Annotated in this window: 10 protein-coding genes; 6 read left to right on the top strand and 4 right to left on the bottom strand. The window is 43.6% G+C overall.

Annotated elements, in window-relative coordinates; translation table 11 throughout:
• Positions 1-123: 123 nt before the first annotated feature.
• Together ABDV94_RS14395 and ABDV94_RS14390 are read right to left on the bottom strand one after the other, a co-directional pair.
• On the bottom strand, positions 124-504 hold the full coding sequence (locus ABDV94_RS14395) for a septal ring lytic transglycosylase RlpA family protein (protein WP_343747902.1): 381 nt from the start codon (positions 502-504) through the stop codon (positions 124-126).
• A 133-nt stretch (positions 505-637) separates the two neighbouring features.
• Positions 638-2,356, bottom strand: coding sequence for a T9SS type A sorting domain-containing protein (locus ABDV94_RS14390; RefSeq protein WP_343747901.1), 1,719 nt, complete (start codon positions 2,354-2,356; stop codon positions 638-640).
• 211 nt (positions 2,357-2,567) lie between these two features.
• Between ABDV94_RS14390 and ABDV94_RS14385 the strand changes: the two genes are divergently transcribed.
• The 4 genes from ABDV94_RS14385 to ABDV94_RS14370 all read left to right on the top strand — a co-directional run bounded on the left by ABDV94_RS14385 (position 2,568) and on the right by ABDV94_RS14370 (position 9,573).
• Positions 2,568-4,682 (top strand): Tex family protein, encoded by a 2,115-nt coding sequence (locus ABDV94_RS14385; RefSeq protein WP_343747900.1) that lies wholly within the window; start codon positions 2,568-2,570, stop codon positions 4,680-4,682.
• Between the two features lie 74 nt (positions 4,683-4,756).
• Entirely contained in the window at positions 4,757-5,353 is a 597-nt protein-coding gene (locus ABDV94_RS14380; RefSeq protein WP_343747899.1) for a hypothetical protein, read from the top strand.
• A gap of 141 nt (positions 5,354-5,494) precedes the next feature.
• Entirely contained in the window at positions 5,495-8,923 is a 3,429-nt protein-coding gene (locus tag ABDV94_RS14375) for a hypothetical protein (RefSeq protein ID WP_343747898.1), read from the top strand.
• Positions 8,924-9,075: 152 nt separating this feature from the next.
• Positions 9,076-9,573, top strand: coding sequence for a hypothetical protein (locus ABDV94_RS14370; RefSeq protein ID WP_343747897.1), 498 nt, complete (start codon positions 9,076-9,078; stop codon positions 9,571-9,573).
• Positions 9,574-9,652: 79 nt separating this feature from the next.
• On the opposite strand, the gene ABDV94_RS14365 is transcribed toward ABDV94_RS14370, so the two are convergent.
• The gene (locus ABDV94_RS14365) at positions 9,653-10,336 is read right to left on the bottom strand and encodes a TIGR02117 family protein (RefSeq protein WP_343747896.1); all 684 of its coding nucleotides are present in this window, start codon (positions 10,334-10,336) and stop codon (positions 9,653-9,655) included.
• Positions 10,337-10,470: 134 nt separating this feature from the next.
• On the opposite strand from ABDV94_RS14365, the gene ABDV94_RS14360 reads away from it, so the two are divergent.
• Together ABDV94_RS14360 and ABDV94_RS14355 are read left to right on the top strand one after the other, a co-directional pair.
• Entirely contained in the window at positions 10,471-13,098 is a 2,628-nt protein-coding gene (locus ABDV94_RS14360) for a valine--tRNA ligase (RefSeq protein ID WP_343747895.1), read from the top strand.
• Positions 13,099-13,211: 113 nt separating this feature from the next.
• Positions 13,212-13,778, top strand: a complete 567-nt coding sequence (locus tag ABDV94_RS14355) for a transposase (RefSeq protein WP_343747894.1) — start codon at positions 13,212-13,214, stop codon at positions 13,776-13,778.
• Here the strand turns inward: ABDV94_RS14355 and ABDV94_RS14350 are convergent.
• Positions 13,751-14,053 (bottom strand): hypothetical protein, encoded by a 303-nt coding sequence (locus ABDV94_RS14350; RefSeq protein ID WP_343747893.1) that lies wholly within the window; start codon positions 14,051-14,053, stop codon positions 13,751-13,753. The two genes, ABDV94_RS14355 and ABDV94_RS14350, sit on opposite strands and share 28 nt — an antisense overlap.
• Between the last annotated feature and the right edge of the window lie 21 nt (positions 14,054-14,074).

Raw genomic sequence — 14,074 nt, 5'->3', positions numbered from 1 at the left:
CTGAGGGGACATTTTTGTTGTTTACAGACCGAATTTGTCCGGTAGATTGAAAGGGTTTAAAAGGTTCAAAGAGTTTTAATTCGTTTTGAACCTTTTAAACGGTACAAAAATGCTCAGCTTGTTCTAATCTGCTTTCGCGATTGGAGTCGGAATGTATTCTTCGACCTGTACTTTCGCGATTCCGTTCCGGACAAAATTCAGTTTTTGAGCTCCGGCCATACTCAGGTCAATAATATGCGGCGAACGGCTTCCCATGCGGTCTACGACCTTCACAATAATGGTCGAATCGTTTTTGAGATTCGTCACTTTCAGAAGCGTTCCGTACTTCAGGGATTTGTGTGCACAATACATGCTGTCCTTGTGGTACGCTGCTCCGGAAGCAGTTCTTCTACCTTGAAACTTGTTGGAGTAATAACTCGCATTTCCGGTCTGTTTAAAGGTGTTCTGATAAGTAAAACTCAGCAGAAGACCTGTGGTAATTATTCCAAAAATCCAGTATTTCAAACCATTCAATTTTAAAAGTTGGGGAGCTAAGATAGGGAAACCTGAAAGTTATAACACCATATTTTACATATCATTAACACAAAAAAAATCCGGTTTCGATGAAGAAACCGGACTTGAGGAGGAGGTTTTAAACCTATTTTTGAATCACTAATTTTTGCGTTGAACTACCGGTTTCTGTTTTCAAAACCACCTGGTAAATACCCGTTTGAACGGTGCTCAGCGAAATCTCATTGGAGTCCAGATCACATGCTGTCAAAACCACTTTTCCAGTCAGGTCATACACGGTAATTTCTTTCACGGAAGCTCCGCTGAACTGCAGTTTGTCTTTTGCCGGATTCGGGTACATACCGATCTGTTCGATGCTGTTACCGGACAAACCAAGTGTTGTTTGATTGATGTTATACGTTGTATTGGTCACAATCGCTGGGTTGAAATCAAAATAGATATAGGCCGTGTTTTCGATTTCCGTTCCTACAGGCAGGTTCGGAAGCTCGGAAATGCTGTAAACGACATATCCTTGTGAAGCATCCAGGTCAACGGCACTTTGTCCGAGATTGATATTGTCGAATGTAAATGTGACTATGCGCGTGCTGGTATTAACCGATGCTGAAACACCATGTTTTGAACTGATCAGGCGGAATGTGGAAAGATCCAGGTTCGGGGAAATGGAATCCGTGATCACCACCTTCGCTGCATCGTAGTTTCCGTCATTCTGGAAATGTACAAAGTACTGAAAATGATCGACAGCATCCGGATTGATCAGTGTTGGCAGGTTTACCTGTTTTTCGTTCGGGTCATAAGAGTTCCGAACCACGTCACAAACGCTGTAGGTGTTATTGCTTAAATCGGTGTCGTTTGGATTACTCAGTGCAATATCGAAGCAGAAAGGAGTTCCTGCCTGCGTATTTCCGGGGAATGTGAATGGAATATGGAAGTGATAGCAGCCACCGAGAGAAAGGATGTCAAACGTGAGTGTATTTCCTGAAACCACCGCATTGGTCAGGTTGCTGGTATTCGGAACAAAGTTTGCCGGTAGTGTGATTGAAACGGAAACATCAGACGAATCCATACAAGCGTAATTGCAGATGTCTAAGATCAGTTGTCCGGATTGCGTTGGAGCCACAAAATTGGGAGCCCAGGCGTAGTTCACTCCGAAATCCGGTTGTGCAACCTGGGAATTACAGCTAACCAGAACTACTTCCGACCAGTTAGCTGCAGTTCCACTGGCACCGAATGAGGAGATCGTGAAATTCGGACTTGTTTGAGCGAGTCCGTTTGCGGCAAGCCATGTAGGATCAATTTGACCGGTGTAGGGAGCATTTGCAGGGTTTAGCCCGGGGTAAACGTTGGGATTCAGCCCTGAAGGAGGTGTCAGTACAGTGATGTTTCCATTGACATCTGTGAATTGGTACGGAACATTGGAATAACTGGTATAAGCGGTTCCCGGAGTATACTGACTGATCGTAGCGATCCAGATGTAGCCGCAGTTTGTAGAACCGAAGGAATAGAAACTGATGCTTTGTCCTGCGTCTACGTTAGCTCCGGCAGTGGTGCTGTAGATATTGAAGGAAGCGGTGTAGTTTCCACTTGTAGCATAACTGTGAGAGAAATGCTCATAATCCGTTGTGTTTGTGGATGCAGATGAATAGGTGTTTGTAGAACTTGTTCCGTCTCCCCAGTCAACAGAAATAATTCCGCCGCTTTCAGCATTCGGACCAATTGCCATGCTTACAGTCAGAAGTGTTTGACATCCGTAAGTGGAATCGGTGTAGATCGCGTAGTCGGTTATTTGAGAAAAGCTGATGAAACTCATCATACAGCCTAACATGAATATAAAATAGCCTTTTTTCATGGTGTAAGTTTTTGTGTTGTTAAGAGAAACGGAAGCTGCAAAAGTATCGGGGGGGAGAAAGGGATTATTTTTTTAAAATTTCCATGTCAATCAGGGATGTCAGTGTGAAAAAAATGCCTTACCGGTAATTCCGGAAAGCTCATTTAGGTGGTATTTAAAACTTCTTTTCAAACTCATGGCGACAGAATTTTCCGAACTTTTATATTTGCGTATGCAAAAAAATGAATTCATTATCGGCGCTTCCGGTTTAAAGGAAAAGGCCATTCAAAATACGATTGACTTGTTGAACGGAGGAGCTACAGTTCCTTTCATTTCGAGATACCGGAAGGAACTGACCGGCGGACTGGATGAGGTGCAGATTGCACAAATCCGTGATCTGGCAAAGAAGTACGATGAACTCATTGCCCGCCAGCAGGCCATGATCGCTTCGATTGAAGAACAGGGCAAACTGACGGATGAATTAAAAAGTAAATTGCTGAACTGTTTTGATTCGGTAGTCCTGGAAGATATTTACCTGCCGTATAAACAGAAGCGTCAAACCAAAGGAGACAAAGCCAAAAAACTGGGATTGGAACCGCTGGCAAAAATGATCATGTCGCAACGCGGCGGTGATCCGGAACAGCTGGCAGAACGTTTTGTGAAAGGCGAGGTAATCGATGAAGACATGGCCCTGCAGGGTGCAATCGATATTATGGCTGAATGGGTCAATGAAAATGCGATTGCCCGTGGAAGAGTGCGCACATTATTTCAGCGGAAAGCTGTTTTTACCTCCAAATTGGTGAAGGGAAAAGAAGAGGAGGGAGCCAAATACCGTGACTATTTTGAATTTTCGGAACCGCTTTACAAAACGGCATCACATCGTTTCCTGGCAATTATCCGTGCAGAACGGGAAGGAATCTTGTCTATCAAAGCACAGCCGGATAAGGAAGATGCACTCGAATCGTTGGAGCGTTTCTTTGTTAAAACGGATGATGCGTGCGGTGATTTGGTCGCGAAAGCGTGTAAGGAATCGTATGCACGTTTGATGTGTTCTTCCCTTGAAAACGAATTGCTGGCGCAAACGAAGGAAAAAGCAGATAAAGAAGCGATTTCCGTTTTCTCGACCAACCTGAAACAATTATTGCTGGCTCCGCCGGTAGGAAATAAACGTACGCTGGCAATCGATCCGGGATTCCGTACAGGATGTAAAGTGGTGTGTCTGGATGAGCACGGAAGTCTGCTGACCAATGTGACGATTTACCCGCACCCGCCTCAAAATGAAAAAGACAAGGCTTCCGCGAAGATTTCACAATTGGTTCAGGCATACAAAATAGAAGCAATCGCTATCGGAGACGGAACCGCAGGGCGTGAAACCGAAACATTTATCAAGCACACGCGTTTCGACCGCGACCTGGAAGTGTATGTGGTGCGCGAAGACGGGGCTTCGATCTACTCTGCAAGCCCGATTGCGCGCAAGGAATTCCCGGATTATGATGTTACGGTTCGCGGAGCTGTTTCAATCGGCCGCCGTTTGATGGATCCGCTGGCAGAATTGGTCAAAATCGACCCGAAATCGGTTGGTGTGGGGCAATACCAGCATGAAGTAAACCAAACCTTATTGAAAGATGCGTTGGATGATGTAGTTGTTTCTGCGGTAAACGCGGTAGGAGTTGATCTGAATACGGCATCGCCATATTTGTTGAGCTATGTTTCCGGACTTGGTATGGGCCTGGCAGAAAATATTGTTGCTTACCGTTCTGAAAACGGTGGTATCAAATCGCGGGAAGAACTCAAGAAAGTGAAACGACTAGGCGATAAAGCCTACGAGCAGGCAGCAGGATTTTTGCGTGTCCGTGACGGGGAGAATCCGCTGGATAATTCATCCGTTCACCCGGAAAGTTACCGTTTCGTGAACCAAATGGCGAAAAAACTGGGGATCGGTCTGAAGGAATTAATCGGTAACGAAGCGAAATTGAAAGAAGTGAAACAAGCAGACTTCCCTGAAATCGATTCGTTTACTTTTACAGATATCATCAAAGAATTGCAGAAGCCGGGAAGAGATCCGCGCAAGAAGGCGAAAGTATTGGAGTTTGATAGTCGCATTAAAACCATTTCAGATTTGAAAGAGGGGATGATTCTCAATGGAATTGTGACCAATGTGACGAATTTCGGTGCTTTTGTCAATATCGGAATCAAAGAAAACGGCTTGATTCACAAGTCTAACCTGGCAGATCATTATGTGGAAGACCCGACGCAGGTTATTTCGTTGCATGAGCATGTAGAAGTGCGCGTGGTGGAAATTGACGAAGCGAGAAAACGGGTTGGTCTGCAGCGGATCACGAACTAGGAACCCCTTACTGGTACTGGGCAAATAGATGCATGTCTATTCGTCTTTTTTCTTGAAATTACAATGGAATCAGTATGAACGAAGAATTACTTGCCTATTTGGAGAAAGCGAATTCGATGACCAGCTTTAAAGCTGCGATTGTCGGTCAAGATCCATACCCGAGTAATCCTTCCGGGATTCCTTTTTGTAAGCGTACGTTTAATGAACTTTTTGAACGAACAGAGAATTCCAGGTGTTGCGGTCAGGATGTGTTGTTTTCGCTGGGGTTTCGGGAAGAAGTTGTAAGGAGGCGATTCGAGAAACCAACAGACGTTTTTTATGATTTACTGGAAAAGGGAATGGTCGTATTGAATATCAGCTATGAACTTTTGGATGCTCCTTATGTCAAAGACCAAACAACTGAGGATTTCCGAAAGAAAATGTTTGAAAAGAATGAGCGGAAAATAGATGAGGCTCACACATATAACCGACCGATTCTTAAAAAAGCTGAAAAAATATTCTTGCTGGGAGATTTCAGAACGGCTCCGATTTTTCAAAAGTACTATACAGGATTAAGTGCTACAGAGGTTTTAATTCATCCATCCGGGAATAATCTGAAGGGGAATACAAAAGAAAAGTGGAAGGCTACTTGGGAAACAACTTATTTATTGAATAAGATTAAATCGCATTGATTTTCCCATTTTTTACGTGAAATTTTGTTTTCGGTGGATAAGTGTGCACTTATCCACCACCTACCAGGGTAAGTAAAAAAATACGTACCTTTCCGAACAGCATATAACGCAATAAAAATCACTTATTTTCGTTTCCGAACCATGAAAAAAACCATACTGACCTTCCTTTTTCTTGTAACCTTCTATGGCCTTTTTTTCGGCCAGAAACCCGATTCCGTCTTCATTCACAACGAGTGGCGTTACATTTATCCGATCCGGGAACCCATTGATTTCTCTGCAAGCTATTACAATTCCCTGGGAATTCACGAGGATGAATTTTCGGTTTGGATGGATTGGCAGATTACCCACGATCCGCGCCTGGCATTGAAAGGAAAAAAACTCCGGCGTGCAATTCATGCCGAGCGATTCAAAAGACAGGAAGTCCGGGATTCTGTTCCCTCCGAATGGGAATTGAGAAGTGCTGCGTATAAACCATCCCGTTTTGAACGGAAACTGGCGAGCAAGTATGAGATTAAATATACCATGCCTCATAAGGGATCGGATAATATTCCTCCGTATTCCCAGGATCTTCCTTCCGGGAAATACGTGCAGTTTTATAAACCCTACGTTAAACCCGGAAAAAAAGGAACAAGTAAGGTCATTGATAATGGTGTGGCAACGGAGTTTGAATTGAAAAATAATGAATTGCAGCATCGCTTTATGCGTTTCGGTCTGGAGGGAGATACGATTGTGAGTGGTTTTTATGACGACGGATTGAAAACCGGAACCTGGCTGGAATTCAAAGAAAAGTACAGCAATGATTACGTGAAAAACCCCTATACTTCAATTAGTGAGTATAAACATGGGGTGAAAGACGGACAAGCTACTGAGTATTTTTTCGGACAGTTATGTTCACTGATGCATTACCGGGAAGGGCAATTGAGCGGTCAGGTAATCGAATTGAATCCCTTGGACAGTGTTGTTTACGATGTGTTTTATGCACTTGATCCGGAGATAAATTACAAAGGCCTGGCAGAGGCCCGACATGAGTATCCGTACAATTATATCCGATGGTATGGGAAGAAATTGTTGCCGGATTATCGTCATTTTGACCGTCTTTCACCGCAATTGGTGGAGAAGAGTTATTACAAATTGAAATTGAAAACCAAAATGCCCTTTTCAAACGATTCTATCGGGTCATCTCCGGTGGAACAGGGAACTCTGATTGGTATGGCGTATGCGAATACGCATTATCCTCGTTTTGATAGTTATTACAAAAAATTTGACCGGAAAACCGGAAAATTGATTTACACCTGTTTTGCAGACTCCATTACCAAACGGATTTCCGGTGCGAGTTGGTTCGATAACGGTCAGTTGTTTGATACCATCTGGAGCAGTGAAGATCGTTCGATAGTTTATCGGATTGCTTATGACCTGAAGGGAAACAAGATGGAAAGTAACCTGATTCCGGAGGAAAAAAAGCAAAAGGTCATCAATGGATTTGAGGTATCTCCACATACGGGCAGAAAAGGGGAAAATAGTTATTACCTGCAGAAGCATACGCAGCGTGGTGATACCGTTTTTACATCGATGCACTGGAGTAAAGAGGAAAAATTAAAGACTGTGGAATTTTACCTGGTCGGTGATTCGCTTGGTCGCCGGATCGATTACCAGCAGAGCAGTCAGGTGTACAGCCAATTGTTGAAAACAGGAGGATTAACGGTATATACCCAAAAGGAATTGAAACTGAAAATGCTGGAAGAGAATGGGCAGCGCTCGCTGAGTATCTTGTTGAACGGTAAAGAATACGAAGGCCCGGTTGCCCTGCGGCTGAAAAGAACTGGGCGCACTATCCGATGGGAAATTCGTTTGTCGGATCAGGGAAAAAAGTATACGTTTCAAACGGATAAAATTGCTGGTTTCACTGAAAAACCTCCATTTCTAAATGGATTTTACTTCAGAACCCCATTAGGTTTTTTCCTGGATACCCGCTTTGAACTGTTAGGATTTACAGAACGGGATCTGGATTTTCATTCACTTCAGGGGACATTCAAAAATCAGCAACTGGAAGGAAAAGTCATTCTGAAAGATATTCGAAATAAAAGTTCGGAGTTGAATTATGTAAATGGGGCTGCAAACGGACGATTGGAAGTCTGGAATAGAGAATGGAAACAGAAACGACTGCAGAGAAACCAGGTGGAGGAATTGAAGTTGGATCCAATGTTTCATGTTTCGGCTAAAAGATTGCGCTCAAAAGCGTACTTGTTTAAAACGCTTACACTGGCAAATGGTGAATTGAACGGTCCGGCAGTTTATTACTTGTCTAACGGAGATACCATCGGCGTCATTCCATGGAACAACGGCATGAAAGAAGGTTCGGGATTCCTGTATGCGGATAATAAGATTTATACCGGGTCATTTCATGAAAATAAGATGGTCGGGAACCTGTTGATCCGTGAAATGACAGTTTTCACGTTTGATTTCGATACCACAATCTTTGCTCAATTTGATCCGAATGGAAACTTTGTCGGCGGGCTTGAAAAGGAATATGCGCGCATGATCGGGCATACGCATAAACGCATGCATTATTACAAACTGCCCGATGGCTATCTGGAATACCAGATTTTCCTGGATCAGGAACCGATTGAAAAAGGAAAAATCAGTGAGCAGTACCTTTTGCTGGAAGAAGAATATAAAAATGGAGGTCTGAACAATTCGAAAACCTATGTGGATTCAATGAAAACACATTTTAGCTCCGAATTGCTCTCGATGATTTCGGTAAAAAGGAGTCGTTTGGAAACCTTTGAAACCGTTGATTGTTTCACAAAAGAAGTCCCGGTTAAGCCACGCTGGACGATTCTCCCGTATGCCTCATTGGACAGTTATTACTTCCGGAAATATTTTCCGAATGGTGTGGTGTCACGGGAAGGAGAGATGATTTCCAGAAAGGCTTCTTACGAGGAAAGAGGGGAGAATTACCACAAAACCGGTTTATGGAAAGTCAGCAACTATGACGGTAAAAAGCTGTATGAGCTGTCCTATTTTGATTCGGTAGTAAAAATCGGCGGACAAGACTGGACGATTGTCGGTGAGCAGGTTGATTTCGATACACTTGGAAACGAGGTTTCTCGCCGCTATGTGTTGTTTGAGGATGAAACCTACCGCTGCTCCAGCGACGATTATTATACGGAACGGCAATTCATTACGATTAGTAGTAAAGATCCGCAGAAAATGAACGGTTGGATCCGGAATTACTACGATAATGGATCGGTTATGAATGAAGGGCAGATGCAAAACGGTCTCCCGGAAGGTCTTTGGAAATTCTATGCTCCGGATGGAAAACTGAAACGTTTGGGCCGCTACCTGAATGGTCGTGAAAACGGACGCTGGCTCATCGGTGATTTGTCGGAAAAAGCATACATCGGGGCGGTTTGTATCGATCCGGATGATCCGCATTATGCGTTTAATGTGCATACGCTGGAAAACGACAAAGAGGTGAAAGTGATTATTTATAAGAACGGAACGATTCTTAAGGAGATGAATTACGGGAAAAGCCATGTTTCAGATGATAGTGATATCATCTTTCGCTAAGAAATACCCGGAAATAAAAAGGATATTTAAAAGTTGGGGATAAGTGCAAGCTTATCCACCACTTACCAGGGTAAGTTTTTTACTTCAAAGGATCTTTTACAAAAAGGAACAGTTGTTGCTTTGATAGCTTATTTTTGAACAAAATGAATGCTATGAAGAAAACTATTTTTTGGGTATTGATGCTGATTTCAGGCATCAGTTTTGGTCAGGATTACAACTCCGGAGACACCGAGTTGGATGCAAATCTAAGATTGGTAAACACCGAAGGTAAAAAAGACCTGGCAGCGTTTAAATTGGATCTGACAAAGAGATTCAACGTTACGATGCCGAATGTGGAAGCGTGTTTTAGTGTGGGGATGACTCCGGGAGATGTGTTTATTGCATTACAGGTGTCGAACATTGTCCGAAAACCAATCGAGGACGTCATTACGGTGTATAAAAAGAGTAAAGACAAAGGTTGGGGAGTAATGGCGAAAGAGTTGGGGATCAAGCCCGGTTCTGCAGAATTTCATGCGTTGAAAGGAAAGACGAAGGATAAAGCAAACGGAAAGTCCAACGGAGCAAAAGGAAATGGAAACGGAAAATCCGGATCTGCCGGAAAGAAAGGGAATTCCGGGAAATCCAACGGTAAAGGAAACAGCAAAAAATAAGACAGACCCTGGCGAAAATGCCGGGGTTTTTTATTCCGGGGATAAGTGTATGCTTATCCACCATCTACCCGGGTAGTTTTTAAAACTTCGAGAAAATAGCTCCTTTGAAAGGTGTCCAAACCCCTACATGTTGCCCTGCACGCTTCAATGCATTATTCGTCCAGGTATTACACGTATACGTCATATTGTACTCAATACTCGAATCGAAGAAAAAATCATACGTTCCATACGGATGATTCGCTATCACTTTGGCTTTGCCATTTTCAAACAAAAAGCTGTGTTTCACAAAAGCGCAGAGCTGTTGGTACTGTTTTTTAGTCAGCCGGATTTCGACCATACTCGCTTTATCCAAATCCTTTGGTGTGCACAAAATCAGGTGCATTGCTCCGGGGCCTCTTCCAAACACTGTTCCCACAACCGTTCCCACTTCCATATCACTCCATTCCTTCGTGCGGAGAAAGAAATTCTTATCGCCCCATCCGAATTTAAGGTGTGTTTGAAACGTATCAACAGCCAGCATGTGGTGTAGGTTTAACGTCGTTTCCCAATTCATCAAAGGATGACGGATGGGAAGAATGACATCCGAATGAATGCCGTTCGAGCTGATGTAGATCAATTCCGTTTTAGGGTCGTTTGTCTGCTCTTCGGAAACCGTAAACGGAGAGATTGAAAGGAAAACGAGGATGTAGCCGCAGACGAAAACCAGGAGTAGTTCGAAGAAAATCCGAATGCTTGTATAGAGTATTTTCCAGGCTTTTTTCATGGGGCTGTTTTCCCAAAAGTAGAAAAAAAGCCATTCAATGTTTGGGATATTGTTGTGTGGCGGGTGAATTGCTCCTTGCGAAATAGGCCCGTTTTAGTATTTTTGTACTTTATTCAATAAAATAATTTTACAACATGGAAATTCCAAAGACGTACGAACCCCGTTCAGCAGAAGAACGATGGTACAGCCATTGGATGGCTAAGGGTTACTTTCATTCAGAACCAGATGATCGTGAGCCTTTTACTGTCGTCATTCCTCCGCCAAACGTAACGGGCGTCTTGCACATGGGACACATGTTGAACAATACCATTCAGGATGTGTTGATCCGCAAGGCCCGAATGGAAGGTAAAAATGCGTGTTGGGTTCCGGGAACGGATCATGCATCCATTGCAACGGAAGCAAAAGTCGTTCAGAAACTGCGTCAGGAAGGGATCAAAAAATCAGATCTTTCCCGCGACGAATTTTTGAAGCACGCGTTCGACTGGAAAGAAAAGTACGGAGGTGTAATCCTGCAGCAGTTGAAAAAACTCGGTGCATCCTGTGATTGGGAACGAACTGCGTTTACGATGGATCCGGAATATTCCGATTCGGTAATCAACGTATTCATCGACCTGTATAAAAAAGGGAAAATCTACCGCGGAGTTCGGATGATCAACTGGGATCCGGAAGCGAGAACAGCCCTTTCCGATGAAGAGGTAATCCACAAAGAAGTGAACTCGAAATTATTTCACGTTCGCTATAAAATTGCAGGAACCGATGACGAATGGCTGACGATTGCAACAACCCGCCCGGAGACGATTTTGGGTGACTCCGCAATTTGTATTCATCCGGATGATCCGCGTTACAAGCATTTGCATGGAAAACATGCGATTGTTCCGATTGCAAACCGCACCGTTCCGATTATCTGCGACGAGTACGTAGAAATGGAATTCGGTACAGGATGCTTGAAGGTAACGCCGGCGCATGATGTAAATGACTACGAATTAGGAAAGAAATATGATCTGGAAACGATTGATATTTTCTACGATAACGGAATTGTAAACGAACATGGACTGCACTATGCGGGAATGGATCGTTTTGAGGTACGAAAAGAAATCGCCAAAGAACTGGACGATAAAGGTTACCTGGTAAAGGTAGAAGACCATATCAATAAGATCGGTTATTCCGAAAGAACGAACTGCGTGATTGAGCCGCGTTTGTCTCTTCAGTGGTTCGTATCGATGAAGGAACTGGCACAGCCGGCACTGGAAAACGTCATGAACGGAAATATTGCGTTCCACCCGGATAAGTTCAAGAATACGTACCGTCACTGGATGGAAAACGTAAAAGACTGGTGTATTTCACGTCAGTTGTGGTGGGGGCACCGTATTCCGGCGTGGTATTTCGGAGAAGGATCTGAAGATTACGTGATTGCACGAACAGCAGACGAAGCGGCAACGTTGGCTTCTGAAAAAGCTGGGAAAGCAATTACCGCTGCAGATTTGAAGCAGGACGAAGACGTATTGGATACCTGGTTCTCTTCCTGGTTGTGGCCGATTTCCGTATTCAAAGGATTGACTGATCCGGGAAATAAGGAGATTAAGTATTACTATCCGACCAATGATTTGGTAACGGCTCCGGAGATCATGTTCTTCTGGGTAGCACGTATGATCATTGCCGGATATGAGTACATGGGAGAATTGCCATTTAGAAATGTATACTATACCGGAATCGTTCGCGATAAATTGGGGCGTAAAATGTCCAAATCACTGGGAAATTCACCGGACCCGATTGAATTGATCGAGAAATACGGAGCAGACGGAGTGCGTTTGGGAATCCTGATTTCTTCTCCGGCAGGAAACGATTTGCCGTTCGATTCAAGTCAGTGCGAGCAGGGAAGAAACTTCACCAACAAAATCTGGAATGCAGCGCGTTTGGTAAAAGGTTGGGAAGTGAAGCCGATCGAACAGCCGAAGGCATCTCAGAAAGCAATAGAATGGTTCCATGCCCGCTTCAACCAGGAATTGGAAAACATCAATGACCTGATGGCGAAATTCAAAATTTCAGAAGCATTGATGGCCATCTACAAATTGGTTTGGGATGATTTCTGTGCGTGGTACCTGGAAATGATTAAACCGGGCTACGAGCAGCCGATCGACCAGGCAACCATGGATCAAACGATTGTATTCTTTGAAAAATTGTTGTGCTTGTTGCAGCCGTTCACACCATTCGTTGCAGAAGAATTGTGGCATTTGCTGCGTGAGCGTCAGGAAGGTGAAGACATCATTATTGCGAAATGGCCGGTAGTTGAAGCGTTTGACGCAGCTGTACTGAAGCAGTTTGTAATTGCAGAAGAAGTGGTGACAAACATCCGGAATATCCGCAAGAAGAATAACATCGCCAATAAGGTTCGCATTGAGTTGTTCGTGAAAAAGAACAGCGAAATTGATCCTGCTTTTGATCCGGTCATTCTGAAAATGGGGAACCTTTCGTTGATGGAATACACTACGGAGAAAGTAAATAATGCAAACTCGTTCCTGGTTCAGTCCAACGAATACTTCATTCCTTTCGGTGATGCGGTTGACGTAACGGCTGAAAAGGAGAAAATGGAAGAAGAATTGAGTTATACCAAAGGATTCCTGAAAAGTGTCCAGGGAAAACTGAGCAATGAAAAATTTGTAAATGGTGCACCTGAACAAGTTTTGGCCAATGAGCGCAAAAAAGAAGCAGATGCTTTGCAAAAAATTGCGGTTTTGGAGGAAAAACTGGCCAATTTGAATTAATTCGATTAAAATCTGAATAGATGGAAAGACGCTCTTTGGGGCGTCTTTTTTTGTGAATCAAGGTATTGTTTCAAACGAACTTTTTTCTTAGCTTAAATAAGAAATGACTGAAAATGAGTTTAAAACAGTACTTTCATCTGACCACCAATATCCACGATAGCCGCACCTCCAACAGGATGATTCGCTATCGGGCAAGACAACGCCGTTTTAATGGAACGCTTCCTTATCCGGAAGTATATTGCATGAATATGGAGGAAGAATACCTTGTTGCGCGGGAAATTTTTGTATTGGTCAAAGAAATGGGATTCGGGTTAGCGGCACTGAATGTTTGCCGGGATCATATGCACCTGTTGGTGTATTGTGAAGAAGCGGAAGTTCCGAAGATTATGAGTCGGGTAAAGGGTCGAACGGCTCGTGTGTGCAACGCGCATCGCGCTGCCAAGGGGATTCATCCCCTTGACGCCACACGCGGCGTATACGAGCCCCGAACGTTGAAGGACAAATCCATTCCCTTCTGGACCCAAAAATACCACTGCCGAAGAATTCGAAGTACGGATCAATTATCGAACACCCTGGCATATGTTATAAACAATCGGAAGAAGCATGGTCTGTCATTCAACAGTGCGCTACAAGAATTGATCGATCAAAACCATCAATTGCTCTTCCGAATGCGTTTGTAATTAGCTGTTAATGTGGAGTCTTTGGTCTCCATATAGTCGAAGTAACGGTCAAAATGCTGCTTTAGGATCTGTTCGATTTCCTGGACTAAATGTTCCATGTTTTGAACGGAAGAAACGGCCAGGTTTTCGAGAATCAGATCCAGCTGAGCCACCTTGAGGGCAAAGCGTGAAAAAGCACCGCGAAACTCCTTGATATTTGTCCACGAATTGTAGTTTTTTACACAGACAGCTTCTATTGCTTTGTAATTTTCCAGTTGGTTTAATGTGCTGTTCATGAGTGACAAATTTTTGGTTCC

It is taken from the genome of Fluviicola sp., assembly GCF_039596355.1.
Lineage (GTDB): Bacteria > Bacteroidota > Bacteroidia > Flavobacteriales_D > Crocinitomicaceae > Fluviicola.
This window is presented reverse-complemented; position numbering and strand designations above follow the sequence as displayed.